At 74.0% G+C, this 17,030-nt stretch carries 14 protein-coding genes; 9 read left to right on the forward strand and 5 right to left on the reverse strand.

Going from position 1 to position 17,030, the window contains the following annotated elements:
- Positions 1 to 117: 117 nt before the first annotated feature.
- Entirely contained in the window at positions 118 to 2,835 is a 2,718-nt protein-coding gene (acnA, locus tag ACWGL3_RS12750) for an aconitate hydratase AcnA (protein WP_452461293.1), read from the reverse strand.
- 396 nt (positions 2,836 to 3,231) lie between these two features.
- Positions 3,232 to 4,167, reverse strand: a complete 936-nt coding sequence (locus ACWGL3_RS12755; protein WP_452461294.1) for an LLM class F420-dependent oxidoreductase — start codon at positions 4,165 to 4,167, stop codon at positions 3,232 to 3,234.
- A gap of 125 nt (positions 4,168 to 4,292) precedes the next feature.
- Between ACWGL3_RS12755 and ACWGL3_RS12760 the strand changes: the two genes are divergently transcribed.
- From ACWGL3_RS12760 to ACWGL3_RS12785, 6 genes are all read left to right on the forward strand, one after another.
- On the forward strand, positions 4,293 to 4,880 hold the full coding sequence (locus ACWGL3_RS12760) for an RNA polymerase sigma factor (RefSeq protein WP_267949149.1): 588 nt from the start codon (positions 4,293 to 4,295) through the stop codon (positions 4,878 to 4,880).
- Positions 4,877 to 5,677, forward strand: a complete 801-nt coding sequence (locus ACWGL3_RS12765; protein ID WP_267949148.1) for a zf-HC2 domain-containing protein — start codon at positions 4,877 to 4,879, stop codon at positions 5,675 to 5,677. The genes ACWGL3_RS12760 and ACWGL3_RS12765 overlap by 4 nt, the downstream gene beginning before the upstream one ends.
- The gene (locus ACWGL3_RS12770; protein ID WP_267949147.1) at positions 5,674 to 6,648 is read left to right on the forward strand and encodes an ATP-binding cassette domain-containing protein; all 975 of its coding nucleotides are present in this window, start codon (positions 5,674 to 5,676) and stop codon (positions 6,646 to 6,648) included. Before ACWGL3_RS12765 ends, ACWGL3_RS12770 begins: the two co-directional genes overlap by 4 nt.
- The gene (locus tag ACWGL3_RS12775) at positions 6,645 to 8,273 is read left to right on the forward strand and encodes a hypothetical protein (RefSeq protein WP_267949146.1); all 1,629 of its coding nucleotides are present in this window, start codon (positions 6,645 to 6,647) and stop codon (positions 8,271 to 8,273) included. The genes ACWGL3_RS12770 and ACWGL3_RS12775 overlap by 4 nt, the downstream gene beginning before the upstream one ends.
- A 230-nt stretch (positions 8,274 to 8,503) precedes the next feature.
- Complete coding sequence (locus ACWGL3_RS12780; protein ID WP_267949145.1) at positions 8,504 to 9,622, forward strand: hypothetical protein; 1,119 nt, start codon at positions 8,504 to 8,506, stop codon at positions 9,620 to 9,622.
- A 342-nt stretch (positions 9,623 to 9,964) separates the two neighbouring features.
- Positions 9,965 to 10,903: an EamA family transporter gene (locus tag ACWGL3_RS12785; RefSeq protein WP_267949144.1), complete on the forward strand. Its 939-nt coding sequence runs from the start codon at positions 9,965 to 9,967 to the stop codon at positions 10,901 to 10,903.
- Between the two features lie 254 nt (positions 10,904 to 11,157).
- On the opposite strand, the gene ACWGL3_RS12790 is transcribed toward ACWGL3_RS12785, so the two are convergent.
- Together ACWGL3_RS12790 and ACWGL3_RS12795 are read right to left on the reverse strand one after the other, a co-directional pair.
- Positions 11,158 to 11,538, reverse strand: a complete 381-nt coding sequence (locus ACWGL3_RS12790) for a DUF427 domain-containing protein (RefSeq protein ID WP_267949143.1) — start codon at positions 11,536 to 11,538, stop codon at positions 11,158 to 11,160.
- A gap of 122 nt (positions 11,539 to 11,660) precedes the next feature.
- Positions 11,661 to 12,953: a class I SAM-dependent RNA methyltransferase gene (locus tag ACWGL3_RS12795; protein WP_267949142.1), complete on the reverse strand. Its 1,293-nt coding sequence runs from the start codon at positions 12,951 to 12,953 to the stop codon at positions 11,661 to 11,663.
- Positions 12,954 to 13,178: 225 nt separating this feature from the next.
- Here ACWGL3_RS12795 and ACWGL3_RS12800 point away from each other — a divergent pair, with 225 nt between their 5' ends.
- A complete protein-coding gene (locus tag ACWGL3_RS12800; RefSeq protein ID WP_267949141.1) occupies positions 13,179 to 13,874 on the forward strand; it encodes a potassium channel family protein in 696 nt (231 codons plus the stop codon).
- Positions 13,867 to 14,559, forward strand: a complete 693-nt coding sequence (locus tag ACWGL3_RS12805) for a potassium channel family protein (protein ID WP_267949140.1) — start codon at positions 13,867 to 13,869, stop codon at positions 14,557 to 14,559. Before ACWGL3_RS12800 ends, ACWGL3_RS12805 begins: the two co-directional genes overlap by 8 nt.
- Before the next feature lie 145 nt (positions 14,560 to 14,704).
- On the opposite strand, the gene ACWGL3_RS12810 is transcribed toward ACWGL3_RS12805, so the two are convergent.
- Positions 14,705 to 15,544, reverse strand: a complete 840-nt coding sequence (locus ACWGL3_RS12810) for a DUF3159 domain-containing protein (RefSeq protein WP_352985115.1) — start codon at positions 15,542 to 15,544, stop codon at positions 14,705 to 14,707.
- Between the two features lie 339 nt (positions 15,545 to 15,883).
- Here ACWGL3_RS12810 and ACWGL3_RS12815 point away from each other — a divergent pair, with 339 nt between their 5' ends.
- Positions 15,884 to 16,987, forward strand: coding sequence for a serpin family protein (locus tag ACWGL3_RS12815; protein ID WP_267949138.1), 1,104 nt, complete (start codon positions 15,884 to 15,886; stop codon positions 16,985 to 16,987).
- The last annotated feature ends 43 nt before the right edge of the window (positions 16,988 to 17,030 follow it).

Consider the following 17,030-nt stretch of genomic DNA (forward strand, 5'->3'; position numbering starts at 1 on the left):
GGGTGCGGACGCCCGTCGATCCTACCGCGCCAGGTGGGGAGAACCCGGTGAGCGCCGCCCCCCTTGACATGACGAAGGGACTCCGATCCATGGATCGGAGTCCCTTCGTCTGTGCGATCAGACCAGCGAACGCAGCACGTACTGCAGGATGCCGCCGTTGCGGTAGTAGTCGGCCTCGCCGGGGGTGTCGATCCGCAGGACGGCGTCGAACTCCACCCCGGTGTCGGTGCTGACCCTGACCGTGCTCGGCACGCGTCCCTCGTTCAGCTCGGTCACGCCGGTGACCGAGAAGGTCTCCTCACCGGTCAGGCCGAGGGAGTCCGCGGACTGCCCCTCCGGGAACTGGAGGGGCAGGACGCCCATGCCGATCAGGTTGGAGCGGTGGATGCGCTCGTAGGACTCGGTGATGACCGCGCGGACGCCCAGCAGGCTGGTGCCCTTGGCCGCCCAGTCGCGGGACGAGCCGGAGCCGTACTCCTTGCCGCCCAGGACGACCAGCGGGGTGCCCTGCGCCGCGTAGTTCTGCGCGGCGTCGTAGATGAACGACACCGGGCCGTCGGGCTGGGTGAAGTCGCGGGTGTAGCCGCCCTCCGTGCCCGGCGCGATCTGGTTGCGCAGGCGGATGTTGGCGAACGTGCCGCGGATCATCACCTCGTGGTTGCCGCGGCGGGAGCCGTAGGAGTTGAAGTCGCGGCGCTCCACACCGTTGGACTTCAGGTACTCGGCCGCCGGGGTGCCCGGCTTGATGGCGCCGGCCGGGGAGATGTGGTCGGTGGTGACCGAGTCCCCCAGCTTGGCCAGCACGCGGGCGCCGGAGATGTCGGTGACCGGGGACGGGGTGGTGTCCATGCCGTCGAAGTACGGGGGCTTGCGCACGTACGTCGACTCGACCTCCCACTCGAAGGTGTTGCCGGTCGGCGTGGGCAGCGAGCGCCAGCGGTCGTCGCCGGCGAACACGTCCGAGTACGCGGACTCGTACATGTCGGAGGCGATCGCGGAGTCCATGACCTCCTGGATCTCCTCGGCGGTCGGCCACACGTCGGCCAGGTAGACCGGCTCGCCGTCCTTGCCGATGCCCAGGGGCTCGGTGGTGATGTCCACGTCGAGCGAGCCGGCCAGGGCGTAGGCGACCACCAGCGGCGGCGACGCCAGGTAGTTCATCTTGACGTCCGGGTTGATCCGGCCCTCGAAGTTGCGGTTGCCCGACAGGACCGCGGAGACCGCGAGGTCGTTGTCCTGGACCGCCTGGGAGATCTCCTCCGGCAGCGGACCGGAGTTGCCGATGCAGGTGGTGCAGCCGTAGCCGACCAGGTTGAAGCCCAGCTTGTCCAGGTACGGGGTCAGGCCGGAGCGATCGTAGTAGTCGGTGACGACCTTGGAGCCCGGGGCCATGGAGGTCTTGACCCACGGCTTGCGGGACAGGCCCTTCTCCACCGCCTTCTTGGCCAGCAGGGCGGCGCCCAGCATGACCGAGGGGTTGGAGGTGTTGGTGCACGAGGTGATCGCGGCGATCACGACGGCGCCGTGGTCGATCTCGGTCTCGGTGCCGTCGGCCATGGTGACCTTGACGGACTTGTGCGGGCGGGCGCCGTTGGCGGTCTGGGCCGGGGCGTCGGAGGCCGGGAAGGACTCCTCGCCGGCCTCGTCGGCGTCGTCCTGGACGTAGTCGCGGATGTCGTGGCGCCAGGTGGTCTTGGCGTCGGACAGCGCGATGCGGTCCTGCGGGCGCTTGGGGCCGGCGATGGACGGGACGACGTCGCCGAGGTCGAGCTCCAGGTACTCGGAGAACTCGGGCTCGACGGACGGGTCGTGCCAGAAGCCGTTGGCCTTGGCGTAGGCCTCGGTCAGGGCGACCTGCTGCTCGGGGCGGCCGGTCAGGCGCATGTAGCGGATGGTCTCGTCGTCGACCGGGAAGATCGCGGCGGTCGAGCCGAACTCCGGGCTCATGTTGCCGATGGTGGCGCGGTTGGCCAGCGGCACCGACGCGACGCCGTCGCCGTAGAACTCGACGAACTTGCCGACCACGCCGTGCCGGCGCAGCTGCTCGGTGATGGTGAGCACGAGGTCGGTGGCGGTGGTGCCGGGCTTGAGCTGGCCCGTGAGCTTGAAGCCGACCACGCGCGGGATGAGCATGGAGATCGGCTGGCCGAGCATGGCGGCCTCGGCCTCGATGCCGCCCACGCCCCAGCCCAGGATGCCCAGGCCGTTCTGCATGGTGGTGTGGGAGTCCGTGCCCACACAGGTGTCGGGGTAGGCCTGGCCGTTCCGGCTCATCGTGACGCGTGCCAGGTGCTCGATGTTGGCCTGGTGCACGATGCCGGTGCCGGGCGGGACGACCTTGAACTCGTCGAAGGCGGTCTGGCCCCAGCGCAGGAACTTGTAGCGCTCGTAGTTGCGCTCGTACTCGATCTCGACGTTGCGCTCGAAGGCGTCGGGGCGGCCGAAGAGGTCGACGACGACGGAGTGGTCGATCACGAGCTCGGCGGGAGCGAGCGGGTTGATCTTGTCCGGGTCGCCGCCCAGGTCGCGGACGGCCTCGCGCATGGTGGCGAGGTCGACGACGCAGGGGACGCCGGTGAAGTCCTGCATGATCACCCGCGCGGGGGTGAACTGGATCTCCTGGCTGGGCTGCGCCTTGGCGTCCCAGCCGCCGAGGGCCCGGATGTGCTCGGCGGTGACGTTGGCACCGTCCTCGGTGCGCAGGAGGTTCTCCAGCAGCACCTTCAGGCTGTAGGGAAGCCGCTTGGAGCCCTCCACGGCCTCCAGACGGAAGATCTCGTACGACTCGTCGCCAACGCGCAACGTGTCACGGGCGCCGAAGCTGTTCGTGGACACGGTGTCTGCCTCCTGATCTCGCCACTTTGTCCCCAGCATCCTGCCTCATCAGACGGGTGCGGGACCTGTTGAGGCCGCCCTGGCCGGATGGCCGGGAGCGGAGGACCGCGGGGGTGACCTCCGTTGTCCCCGACCTCCATCATGACCGCTGTGACCTGCGACGACACCACTCGCCACCGGCCAGGCGGCCCACTGGCCACGGGCGCCCACGATGTTCTGGACCGGACGCCGCCGAGCGGTCTACATCACACGCCGGCGCTCGCGTCCGAAACCTGGTGCGGGTCGGGGGGACCCCCGCTGTTATCTTGATGTCAAGGTATCCAACTTGTATCTCGATATCAAGTTATCGGGTGCGGGCCCGGGGCGGGCGGCCACCCCCCGGCAAGCCCCATCCTCTCAGTCCAGTTGCGGCACCACCTGCGACGCGACCAGCTCCAGGTGGTCCAGGTCGGCCATGTCGAGCACCTGGAGGTACATCCGCTCGGCGCCGGCCTCGCCGAAGCGGCCGATCCGATCGACCAGCTCGTCGGGCGAGCCCGCCAGGCCGTTCTCCCGGAGTTCGGGGACCTCGCGGCCGATCCGCTCGGCGCGGCGCGCGACCTCCGCCTCGTCGCGGCCCGCGCACAGCACCTGCGCGGCCGAGTACACCATCGGGGCGCTCCTCCCGGAGGCGCGCACCGCCGCACGGGTCCGCTCGAAGGCCGCGGAGGTGTCCTCCAGCGACGAGAACGGCACGTTGTACTCGTCGGCGTGCTTGGCCGCCAGGCGCGGCGTGCGCTTGGGTCCGGTCCCGCCGATCAGCACCGGGGGCCGCGGCCCCTGCTGCGGCTTGGGCAGGGCGGGCCCCTCCGCCAGCCGGTAGTGCTTGCCCTCGTAGCGGAAGGACTCGCCCGCAGGCGTCGACCACAGGCCGGTGATGATGTCCAGCTGCTCCTCGTAGCGGTCGAAGCGCTCGCGGCCGGAGGCGGGGAAGGGGATCCCGTAGACCGCGTGCTCCTCCTCGAACCAGCCCGCGCCGAAGCCGAACTCCACGCGGCCGCCGCTCATCCGGTCGACCTGGGCGACGGTGATGGCGAGGGGGCCGGGGTAGCGGAAGGTCGCCGCGGTCATGAGGGTGCCCAGGCGGATGCGGGAGGTGTCGCGGGCCAGCCCCGCCAGGGTGATCCAGGCGTCGGTGGGCCCGGGGAGGCCGCTGACGTGGTCACCCATGTGCAGATAGTGATCGGAACGGAACAGAGCGTCGAAGCCAAGGTCCTCGGCTGCCTTGGCGACGGCGAGCTGATCCTCGTAGGTGGCCCCCTGTTGGGGCTCAAGGAAGATCCTCAGGCGCATACGCCCCATTTTCTCCCACTGCGGGGACCAGACCGAAGCCGCCGCGCGGGTACCGTCGAAAAGGCGCCCCGGGCCCGCCCCGCACCGCCGAACCGATCCGCCCACCCGACGCGATAGCCCTCGATGTGAAGCTGCTCCGCCGCGCGCGCCGCCGCGCCCCCTCCTACGGCCCGGAGAGCACCGACCCGGTGCTCCTGGCGGCCATCGCCGTCGGCGAGACCGAGGCCCTGGAGATCCTGCACCGCAGACACGCGCCCTGGCTCCGCGCACGTCTGCGCTACCGCTGCTCCGACACCGACCAGCTCGACGCCGCGCTCCAGGAGACCTTCCTCGCCGTGTGGAGGAACGCGGGCTCGTTCACGCCCCGTCCCGGCGACACCGACGCCGGGGCCTGGCTGTGGACCATCGCGATCCGACAACTCATCTCCCAGCTGCGCAAACGGGCCAACCGCTGGATCTCGGACAGCGACACCGAGCCCTACGAGACCATCGGCGACGCCTCCGCCGAGGACACCGTGCTGCTCAACATCGAGCACGGTCCGCTGGGCGCGGCCCTGCACTCCCTCTCCCCCGAGCTGCGCTCGGCCATCCAGGCCACCGTGCTCGACGGGCTCACCGTCCGTGAGGCCGCGCAGATCCTCCAGATCCCCGAGGGAACCGTCAAGACACGGGTCATGCGCGCCAAGGCGCGCCTACGGGAGGCACTGACATGAGCTGGCACCTGACCCCTGCCCAAGCACACGAGTACGCGAGCCACCGGGCCGACGACGTCACGGCCATGTCCGTGGAGGCCCACATCATGCACTGCGCGCCCTGCCGGGACCTGCTCCCCGGCGACGAGGACTGGCTCGCCGAGAGCTGGGCGGGGTTGCGCGACGTCGTGGACCGCCCCCGGCGCGGCGTGGTCGAGACGCTGCTGGCCTCCCTGGGGCTGCGGGAGGGCACCGCCAAGCTGCTGGCCGCGACGCCCGGCCTGTACCGGGCCTGGCTCCTGGCGTCGGTCGTGGTCCTGGTCGCCGCCCTCTTCGCCGCGCACCACCTTCCGCGCGGTTCGCTGGTCTTCACCTTCACCGCCCCGATCGTGCCCCTGGTGGGCGTCGCCCTGGCGTACGGGCGCGGGGTGGACCCGGCCCACGCGCTGACCTCCGTCACCCCGATGGCGGGCCAGCGGCTCCTGTTCCTGCGCACCTGCGCGGTGCTCGTGCCCTCCCTGGCCCTGTGCGCCGCGGTCGCGCTGATGCTGCCCTCGGCCTCCACCCCGTGGACCGCGGCGTTCTGGCTCCTGCCGTCCCTGACGCTCGTCGCGGGATCCCTCGTGCTCAGCCACTGGCTGCACCTGAGCGCCGCCAGCGCGGTCGTCGGGCTGGCGTGGCTGATCGCGCTGGCCTCCATGGTCGTGTCCGAGCACTCGACGCCGCTCCAGCTGCTCGCCCCCCAGGCCCAGGCGTGGTGGGCGACGGCGCTGGCGGCCCTGCTGGGTGCGATCCTGGTGCGTGTGAGGACGGCATGAGCGCGGAGACCGCGGGAACCGGGACGGGGGGCGCCGCGCCCTCCCCCTCCGGCGCGCCCTCCGTCCGGATCCGGGGCCTGGTCCGCCGGTACGGCGCCCGCACCGCCCTGGACGGCGTGGACCTGGACCTGGGCCCCGGGGTGACCGGCCTGCTCGGCCGCAACGGGGCGGGCAAGACCACACTGCTGCGGTGCCTGGCCACGGACCTGGAGGCCACCCGGGGCGAGGTCAGCGTGCTCGGGCGCAACCCCGAGCGGGCCGCCGAGCGCACCGAGATCCGGCGCCGCCTCGGCTACCTGCCGCAGAACCCCGAGTTCTACCCCTACTTCACCGCGTTCGGGCTGCTGGACTACATGGCGGTTCTCAAGGAGCTCGGCGGGCGCCGGGCACGCCACGAGGAGGTGCGGCGCGGCCTGCGGCGGGTCGGCCTCTACGACCGCCGCCACAGCCGCGTCCGGCGCCTCTCGGGCGGGATGCGCCAGCGGCTCGGCCTGGCCGCGGCCCTGCTCGGCGACCCGGAGCTCCTCCTGCTGGACGAACCGACCATCGGCCTGGACCCGGAGCAGCGCATCCGGTTCCGCGGCCTGGTGTCGGAGCTCGCGGTGCACAGCACCGTGGTGCTGTCCACCCACCAGATCGAGGACGTGGCGGCCCTGTGCCAGCGCGTGCTCTGCCTGGACGGGGGGAGGATCATCTTCGACGGCACCCCGGGGCAGCTGGTGGACCGCGCCCGCGGCCACGTCTGGGAGAGGTCCGGGCACCCGGGCGAGGGGCACACGGCCTGGCGCCTGGCCGACGGCCGGTACCGGGTGCTCACCGTGGCGGGATCCGGTCGCGGCCCTTCGCCCGCGGGTGCGCCCGGGGGGTCCGGCGACGGCGGGCTCGTCCCGGTCGAGCCCACCCTGGAGGACGCCTACCTGCTGCTGACCGGCGTGGACCGGGACCTCGGGCTGGAGCAGTGCGCACGATGAGCGGAGCCGTCACGGGCCGCGGCGGGGAGGGGCCCGGCGGCGGTCCCCCCGGCGCGGGGCCCGGGAGGCCCCGGACCGCGGCCGCGGGGTCCCGGGGCGCCGGGCCCCTCACCGGGAGCGCCCTCACCTTCGGGCGGCTGTCGTGGTTCACGGCGCTGCGGCTGCTCGTCAGCCCGTTCCTCCTCGTCGCCGGGGCCCTTGCGGTGCTCATGGCCCTCTCGACCGCGAACCAGCCCCTCGTGCACACCAGGTCCGACCTGTACGAGAGCGCCGTGACGTCGGCGCTGATCGTGGCCCTGGGCCTGTTCGCCGCTGTGACCTTCCCCGCCATCCGCGAGGTCCGCTACGGACGGAGCCCCGTCGGCCCGCTGGGTCGGGCGGGCCGCTTCCTGGCGGTGGGCGCGGGCGCCGCGCTGGTCGGCTGGGCGTGCGTGGCGGCGCTCCTGGCGCTGGACGCGTGGCAGTACGCGGGACCGGTGCCGGGCCTGGTGCACCCGCTGTCCCACCTGACGCCGTTCGTCGTGGTGCTGGTCGGCCCGGCGGGGGCGATGGCGCTCGTCGCCTGGACCCGGTCGTACACCCCGCTCCTGCTGATCGCACTGGTCGTGCCCACCTACGGCCTGTACACGATCACGGCCTTCGACACGGCCCAGAGCGTGGACAGGGTCGTCACCCGGGTGCAGTCGCTGGCCCTCATGGCCGTCGACCCGTTCCCGGTGCACTCCCCCGGCGTCCCCGTCCTGGTCCAGCTGTACGCGGCCTACCTGGGGCTGGCAGTCCTGGGGCTGGTGGCGCTGGCCCTGGCCGCGACGGGGCGGAGGGCGTCCCGGGCGGCGGCCCTGGGCACGGCCCTCGTGCTCCTGGCCGGCGCCGGCGGCACCGCAGCCCACGGGGCCACCGCCTACACCTGGGGGGTCCCCGTGTCGGACCGCCTCCTGTACGGCGCCGACACCGTCTCCTGCCGGACGCGGGAGGGGGTCACCTACTGCCCCATGCCCGGCTACGAGCCGTGGGTGGAGCAATGGCACGCGGTCCTCGGACCCGTGCTGGCGGCCCTGCCGGAATCCGCGGCCGACGACATGCCCGTGGTGTGGCAGGACAGCACGCGCTTCGACCGCGACCCGGCCGGCCTCCCGCCGTCCAGGGTCGTGGTCTACGACGTGCGCTTCACCGACGGGCCGTGGTGGCGCCTGGACATCCTGGACGGGACCGCCCGCGCCGTCTTCGGCCTCACCCCCCTCTGGGAGTCGCTGTGCCGGGCCGACGGGCAGTCGCGCCTGCTCCTGGCCGCGTGGATGGCGGGGCTGGACCCGAAGTCCGGAGACGACGACCGGCGGAGCAGGAGCGGGATGTTCCTGGGGGAGTACTCCCCCTCCCAGCAGGACCTCGAAGTGCTGCACGTCCTCCTGGAACTGCCCGAGGAGCGGGTGTCCGAGGTCCTCCGGGACCACTGGGAGGAGCTCTCCTCGCCCCGCGGGCGCACGGAGGAGCTGGCCGGCCTCCTGGGCATCCCGCTGCGCGGGTCCCCGCACGAGAGCCCGGCGCAGCGCGACTGGGACAGGCTGCTCTCCGGGACGGACATGGCCTATCACGCGAATCCGGCCTCCGGGCCCGTGTGCGCCTGACCGGCGCCCGACGGCGGCACACGCTGCCATCGAACCCGGTCCGACCAGGGGTTATTAACCGCGCCACAAAACCGCGCCGTCCCTTCCCCGGTGGTCAGGGTCAACTACACTCGCGAATGTCCGAATTGTTGATCATTGTCAGCTTTTATGGGCTTCCATCCCTTCTGGAGTTGATCCCTCCCGCGAGCAAGGGGCGTTCCTTGTCTGTTCCCCGTACTCTCACGCGTATCGTGCGCCCCGCCGCCGTCGTCGGCGCGGCCGCCCTGGCCCTCGGCGCGACCGCGCCCGCCCACGCCGACGAGCACTTCCCGGCGACGGCCGGCAGCACCCTCGTCAGCCTGTCCCACCACGGGGGCGGCTCCGTGACGGAGGGGTCCTGGGGCAGGGTCTACGTCGGATCGGACGTGGGGGGCGACTACCCGTCCGCCGACTTCTCCGCCGACCGCGGCGGCGTCGGCGCGCTCGTGGGGACCGGCGGGCCCGTCGAGTCCCGCGTCAACACCACCGCCGCCGGGGACGGCCGCGCCGAGGCGGTCTCCGCCCTCGGCGGCGGTTTCACGCTGGACCTTCCGGGCCATGACGAACCCGCCGTCAGCCTGACCTCGCTGCACAACTCCGTCAGGTGCGACTTCTCGGGCGACCTCGCCTGGGAGAACACGATCGGGAGCTCCGCGGAGGACGACCGCGTCATCTCCGTCTTCGGGACGCCGATCACGGCCGACGCCCCCGAGGTGAACGCCACCGTGGACATCCCCGGCCTCGACACGACGGCCGACGTCACCGTCCTGACCCGCGTGCCGGAGGACCCCTCCGCCGGGCGCGGCGAGGTGTCCACCTCCATCACGGCCTCCGCGGGCGGGGCCGAGCTGTTCGCCCTGGAGCTCGGCGCCGTCGCCGTGGACTGCCTCGGCGACGGAGGGGCCCCCGGGGCCGACGGCGGGGAGGACGCCGACGGCGGGGACGGATCCGGCGGGGACGACACCGCCGCCGTCCGGGAGGACCCCGCCTCCCCGGAGGCCGGGGAACCCTCCGACGGCTCGGACAGCGGGGACGGGACGGACGCGGACGGGGGCGCCCCGGACGGCGGTGCCCGGGCCGACGGGGACGCCCCCGCGGACGGGAGCAGGGACACCGGCGGGGAGCCGCCCGCGGCCCGGGAGAGCCCGGACCCCGTCGGCGCCGCCGACGGTCCCGCGGCCCTGCCCCTGACCGGCGGCGCCCTGGCCGGCCTGGTGACCGCCGGGGTCCTCGCCCTGGGCGGGGGCGGCGCGGCCCTGTACCTCGCCCGCCGCGGCAAGCACGGTGACGGCCCCGGGGACGACGCGGGAGACGGGGCGGCGCAGCGCTGAGGACGTTCCGTGCCCGCGTCGGACGGTCCCCGCGCCCGCCCGGCGGGACGCGGAACGGCACGCGGCGCACCGCCCGGACCCCGCCTGCCGCGGCCGCGCCCCGGGGCGGGGGCGGGCACCCCGCCCGCGGCCCGGGGCGGGGGACGTCCTAGCATGGCCGTGTGAAGAACCACTACTGGCACGTCGTGCTTCCGCCGCTGTGCGCCTGAGCGGGCGCACGCACACCCTTTCCTGACCCCGTCGGAGAGTTTGAACGGCGACCCCCGGTGACCGCACCCGGGTCGCCCCCCGTCGTGCGCCCGTTTCGCCGCCGCCGAAACACACGACGACGAAGGAACCACCGTGCCAGAACACTCCCCTTCCCGGTCCGGCGCACCGACCCGCACCCCCGCCGCGCCCCCGCTCCAGGGGCCCCTGCCGATCCTCGCCGCGGCGGTCCTGTGGGGCACCACCGGAACCGCCGCCTCCTTCGCCCCGGCCGAGGCGCCCGCCGCCGCGATCGGCGCGGCCGGCCTGGTCCTGGGCGGCCTGCTCCTGTTCCTCACCGGGAGGGGCTCCACCGCCCTCCTGGCCCGGAGCGACCGGCCCACCCGCTGGGCCCTCGCCCTCGGGGCCCTCGCCGTCGCCGGGTACCCGCTGTCCTTCTACCCGGCCGTGGCGCACGCGGGGGTCGCGGTCGCCACGGTGATCACTCTCGGCAGCGCACCGGTCTTCTCCGGCCTGCTGGCCTGGCTCACCGGGCAGGCCCGGCCCACCGCGCGGTGGACGGTCGCGACCGCCTCCGCGGTCCTGGGCTGCGCGGTCCTCGTGCTGGGCTCGGAGCTCGGCGCGGGCGGGACACCGGTACGCCCGACCGGGGTGCTCCTGGCGCTGGCCGCCGGGTTCTCCTACTCCGCCTACGCGCTCGTCGCCGAACGCCTGATCCGGCGGGGCCATCCCTCCCCCGCCGTGATGGGCACCATGTTCGCGGGCGGCGGGATCGCCGTCCTGCCCGTGGTGGCGGCCACCGGAGCGGCCTGGCTGGCCACGGTGGACGGCGCACTGGTCGCCCTGTACCTGGCGGTGTTCACCGTGTTCCTGGCCTACCGCCTGTTCGGGCACGGCCTGCGGCACGCCTCCGCCTCCGTGGCGACCACGCTGACCCTCGCGGAGCCCGCCGTGGCCGCCCTGCTGGGAGTGGCCGTGGTCGGTGAGCGGCTGTCCGCGGTGTCCTGGGCCGGGCTCGCCGTGCTCGCCCTCGGCCTGGCCGTCCTGCGCGCGCCCGCCCGCCGCCGCGGCTGAGCCGCCGGACCGCCGCCTCCCCCGGCCCGGCGGCTGGACCGTCGGAGAAGGGGCCCGGACCACGGTGCTCCCCGATGACGGGGGCGGAGGCCGGTGCCGCCTCCCTCCCTGCGAACCGCAGACCGGAGAGCGCAGACAGGCCCGGCACCCGCTCCGCGTCCGGGATCGCACCGCGGTACGCCTCCACGGAACGGGGAGGGGCGCGGACGCAGCAGCGCCCGGGGTAGTGCGCCCCGGGCCCCGACGCGTGGGCCTCAGCCCGGGGCGTCGACCTCGATCTCGATCCGGCCGGGGTAGAAGGCGAGGTACGAGCCGATCTCGGCGACGATCTGGTACGGCTCCTCGTAGGTCCACACGGCGTCGGTGAGCTCCTCGCCGCCCGGCACCGCGAGCGTGTAGTAGGCGGCGGTCCCCTTGAAGGGGCAGTAGGTGGAGGTCTGCGTGCGCCGCAGGAGGGAGCGGTCGACGTCGGCGAGCGGGACGTACTGGACGGGCCGGTAGTCCGCCTCGAGCAGGGTCAGCGCGGCAGTGGTGTCGGCGACGACCAGCCCGCCGACGCGCACCACGACCCGCCCGGTGGTGGGTTCGACGGTGATGGGGTGGTCGGGCCCGGGGATCCTCGTGTCGTGTGCCATGGCCTGTGCGTTCCCTTCGGTCTCCCGTGTACCCGGCCACTGTACGGCGGCCGGCGCCGGAACGGGCCCCGGGTCACGGAGGGTTCGACGGGGCCGGGACCGCGGCCCCGGCCCCGGTCCCCCTAGCCCTGGTCCTCGCGGTGGCGGCGGGCCGGGTTCACGGGCTCCAGCACCGCCAGGCACTCCACGTGGTGCGTCATCGGGAAGGCGTCGAACGCCCTCAGGTCCACCAGGTTGTACCCGGAACGCGCGAACTCCGCGATGTCGCGGGCGAGCGTGGCGGGGTCGCAGGAGACGTAGGCGATCCTGCGCGGACGCGTCCCGGCGATGGAGCGGACGACCTTGGTCCCGGCGCCCGCGCGGGGCGGGTCCAGGGCGACGACGTCGGCCCGCACGTCGGCCCACTCGCGCAGCTGGGCGGCCACGTCGTTCTGCTCGACGCGGACCTGCTCCAGGTCCTTGAGGTTGTAGCGGGCGTCGCGGACGGCCTCGGCGCCGCTCTCCACGCCCATGACGCGGCCCTCCGGACCCACGGCGTCGCCCAGGGCGCCGGTGAACAGCCCGGCGCCGCAGTACAGGTCCATGGCGGTCTCGCCGGGCTTGGGCTCCAGCGCCGCCAGCACCGCGTCGGTGAGGGTCACGCCCGCCGCCGGGTGGACCTGCCAGAAGCCGCCCGCGCTGACACGGAACTCGCGGCCGTTGACGGTCTCGCGCACCCCGCGGCGGCCCTTCACCTGCTGCACGCGCCCGCCCTTGAAGCGGCGCAGCACAGCGCTGGACGCCTTGAGGTCGGGGAGCGCGCTCAGCCTGGCCTTGGTGGGGGTGATGACGACGGCTCGGTCGGCGCAGGTCGAGGAGGCGACGGCCTCCACGTCCTTGGTGTCCTCCCACGTCACGTCGGTGACGCCCAGTTCGGCCACACCGGGGTGCGCGATCAGGCAGCGGTCGACCGGCTCGATGTCGTGGGAGCGGTGGCGCCGCAGTCCCGCGTGGCCGTCGGTGTCCACGGAGAAGCGGACCCGCGTGCGCCAGCCCAGGCCGTCGGGGGTGCCGGGAAGCTCCTCGACGACGACGGCGCGCTCGATGCCGGCGATGTGGCGCAGCTGCTCGGCGACGACCTCGCCCTTGAGCCGGCGCTGGGCCTCCAGGGAGGCGTGCTGCCAGTCGCAGCCCCCGCACTTGCCGGGGCCGGAGAACTCGCAGGGGGCCTCGACCCGGTCCGGGGAGGCGGACAGGACGTCGACGGCCTCGCCGCGCAGGAACCGCGTGGTCTCCTCGGTGACGCGGACGCGGACCCGCTCGCCCGGGAGGGCGTGGCGGACGAAGACGACCTGGTCGTTGTGGCGGCCCACACACCAGCCCCCGTGCGCCACGTCGTCTACTGTCAGCTCGAACTCATTGCCCACACGGGTCATCGCTTCGTCCTTGGGTGGTCGGGTCGGGTCACGTTCCGGGTGACCCTGCGCGCACAGCCACCAAGCGTCCCCAATCTACCTGTCCTCGGGTACCGCCCGCGCTGTTCAGCCGTGTACGCGAGGGCCGGGGGCCGTCGCGCGCGCCGGACCGATGTGTGCCATGGTGTGACGGTGAGGGCACGCGGGACCACAGCGTGCGGCTGTCTCGACGGGAGTGCGGGCGAGGTGCACATCGTGATCATGGGGTGCGGTCGCGTGGGATCCACGCTGGCGCACACGCTGGTGGACCTGGGCCACACCGTGGCGGTGATCGACCAGGACCCCGAGGCTTTCCGGCGGCTGCGCGGCTCCGTCTCCAAGCACGCGGTCCGCGGCGCGGGGCACGACCGAGAGGTCCTGATGTCCGCCGGGATCGACCGTGCGGGCGCGTTCGCCGCGGTCAGCAACGGCGACAACTCCAACATCATCGCCGCCCGGGTGGCGCGCGAGGCGTTCGGGGTCGAGAACGTGGTGGCGCGGATCTACGACCCGCGCCGCGCGGAGGTCTACCAGCGCCTGGGCATCCCCACCGTCGCGACGGTGCGGTGGACGGCCGACGCCTTCCTGCGCCGGATGGTGCCGGGCGACGACCGGCTCACCGCGGGCCCGGAGTGGCAGGACGCGTCCGGGACGCTGGCGATGAACGAGGCGCCGCTGCCGAAGGGGTGGGCGGGCGCCCGCGTCGGCGAACTCGAGGAGGCCGCCCCGCTGCGGGTGGTGTACCTGGTACGGCGGGGACGGATCGTCCTCGCCGGGTCCGACGTGCGCCTGGAGGAGGACGACGTCCTGCACGTGGTCGGGCACGGCCGCGAACCGGACTCCCTCCCCGAGCGGCCGGACGGACCGCCGCGGGTACCGGGCGACGAGACGGGACGTGGGTGAGATGCGGATCGCCATCGCGGGAGCGGGGAGCGTGGGGCGCTCCATCGCCAAGGAGCTGGCGGGCAGCGGCCACGACGTGCTGCTGATCGACCGGGACACCCGGGCCATCGGGGTGGACGACCTGCCCGAGGTGGAGTGGCTGCTGGCCGACGCGTGCGAGCTGGCGACCCTGGAGGACGCCCGCCTGGGCGACTTCGACGTGGTCGTCGCCGCCAGCAGCGACGACAAGGTCAACCTGGTGGTGTCCCTGCTGGCCAAGACCGAGTTCGGCGTGGGCCGGGTGATCGCCAGGATCAACGAGCCCGACAACGAGTGGCTGTTCAACGAGACGTGGGGCGTGGACCTGGCGGTCTCGCCGCCGAGGCTGATCGCCGACCTGGTCGAGGGAGCCCCCGAGGACGACCCGGACGAGGAGGGGACGCTGCCCCCGCTGCCGGGGGCGGAGATCGCCGAGTCGGTGCTGCGCGCCGCCAGCCCGTTCGCGGGGGCCGCGGAGTCCGAGCTGAGCGCGGCGCTGCCGGAGGGCGTGGCGCTGGTCGCCGTGCTCGGCCCCGGCGGGGTGCGCCCGCCCGACCCCGGGCGGAACCTGTCGGTGGGCGACACGGTGGTGTTCCTGGCCGACCCCGAGGCACTGGGACCGTTGGAGGTCCTGCTGGGCCCCGTGGACGACGCCGCGGACGCCTGACCCCGGCCCTCAGGGGGCTGCGGGGAGCGCGGCCCCCGTGCCGGACCGGTCCCCGGACGCCGGACCGGTCACCGGGAGGCCGGGCCACGAGGGTCCGGGCCCGGTACCGGACCGGGCCCGGGCCCTCGAGCCGTGTGCGGGTGCGCTAGGCGCGGTCCCCGCGGGCGCCGTCCCCGGCGCCCGCCGCCCCTGTCTCCTCCAGCGGCGTCCGGCCGCGCGCCAGGACCCACACCATGCCCGCGAACGCGGCGACCTGGAGCGGCCAGCCCATGGCGATCTTGGAGAGGCCCAGGAGCCCGAACGTGTCGGCCCAGCCGTTGGTGTCGGCCATCCAGAGCGGATACTGCACGACCACGCGGACCACGCAGGGCAGCACCAGCAGCCAGGTGAGGCGGGAGGCCAGCCGGACCACCGCCGGGTTGGAGCGCCAGGAGGTGAAGTCCTCCTTGTGCCCGATGAACGGACCGATCATCAGCCCGATGGCGGGCCAGCGGACCAGGACCGACAGGCTGAGGACCACCGCGTAGACGGCGTTGTAGATGATCCCGGGCAGGAAGGCGTCCGCGGCGTTGCCGCTGCGCATCGCGAAGACCGCGGCGATGCCGATGCCGAACAGGCTGGTGACCACGTACTGGACCGAGGAGCGCTGCACGAGCCTGACCGCGCCCAGGACCAGCGCCGCGACCACCCCGAGGCCGATCGACAGCCTCAGGTCCGAGGCGATGACGTAGGACAGGGTGAAGGCCAGCGTGGGCATCGCCGCCTCGACCATGCCGCGCTTGCCGCCCAGGGCCTTGGACAGCTGGGAGCGGACGAGCGCCTCGACCGTGTCCTCGGTGACGGCGGGGGCTCCCGCCGGCGCGGGCCCCTCGGCCGCGCCCGGCGCCGACGCGCCCGCCGGGGCGCCGTCCGGCGCCGCCTTCGCCGTGTCGTCCGCCCCGGCCGCCGGGGCGGCCTCCCCGGCTGCCCTCTGCTGCTCAGTCATCCTGCTCCCGGTCCGGTCGGTCCTCGGTGGCCGTCGCCCCGCCGGGCCTCTCCCGCGCGGGCGCACAGGCCATGATGCCCCACACTATTAGACCCGTCACGGACCGAGGGGGCGCTCACCGTACTCCCTCCCGTCGTCCCGCCCGGCTTTGTCATGCTTGACCCGGTCTTGTCGCGTGCGGCTTCTCACCACGGCCCCGTCGCGGGCCGGCCCCCGGCCCCCGGCGACCGCGGCACGGGGCCCGGCGTTCGGCCACCGGGAACGCGGGTCCTGGCGGGCGTCGGCGCGACTCCGTACGCTGGCGGCCAGAACAGCCGGAGCGCCTACGCGAGGAGCACCATGCAGCAGAGCACGCCCCCCCGGCCGGACCACCTGGAGTTCGCCGTCGCCCTGGACCGCGCGCTGGTCCGCCCCGGCGCCTCGCACGTCTGGTCACCGCACTCGGTGGGGACCGTGCTGGCGCTGCTCGCGAGCGGGGCCGCCGACCGCACCCTGGCAGAGCTGGCGGCCCTCCTCGGCGACGACACCGAGGGCCTGCTGGACGCCCTGGACGCCGCGGTGGCCTCCGGCGACGGGCCGGACCTGGCCGCGCTGAACGGGCTGTACGTGCCCGCCGACCTCCCGGTGCGGGCGGAGTTCGCGGCACGCGTGCGCGCGCGTCCCGGCGCGGAGGTGGAGGGCGCCGACTTCGAGAACGACTCCGAGGGCGTGCGCGCCAGGGTCAACGGCAAGGTGTCCGACGTGACCCGGGGGCTGATCGACGAGCTCCTCCCGGCGGGCAGCATCTCCCCCGACGTCCGCCTGCTGCTGGTCAACGCCCTGTGGGTGAAGGTCGTCTGGTCCGACCCGTTCGAGGCGGGCCTGACCCGGGACCGGCCGTTCCACGCACCGGGCGGGAGGCGGAAGGTCCCCACCATGCACCGGTCGGCGCGACTGCCCCACGCTCGGGCGCAGGGGTGGAGCATGGTCGGCCTGGAGGGCGGCCACGGCCTCACCCTGGACGTGCTGCTCCACGACGGGGACGCCGGCTCCCCTCCCCCGCTGACGGCGTCCGCCCTGTCGGAGCTCTACCGGGTCCGCTCGTCCCAGCAGGTCGACCTCGCCCTGCCCCGGTTCACCGTGGAGACCGACACCTCCCTGTTGGAGCCCCTCGCGTCCGCGGGGGTGCGTCACATGGTCACGGACGAGGCGCGTTTCGACGGGATCAGCGAGGAGCCGCTCCGGGTGGACGAGATCCTCCACCAGTCGGTGCTGAAGGTGGACGAGAGGGGCGCCGAGGGCGCCGCGGCCACCGCCGTGATGATGCTCCGCGCGGCGGCCGCTCCCCTGCGGCCGGTCAGGTTCACCGTCGACCGGCCGTTCGTGTTCGTGCTGCGCCGGGGCGGGTCGATCCTGTTCCTGGGACGGATCGCGGACCCGGTGGACCCGGGTCCCGGCTCCTGAGGTCCGCTCGACGGACCGGCCCCGGGAGGACCACGCCTGCCCT

The organism is Nocardiopsis sp. NPDC055824, from assembly GCF_053616335.1.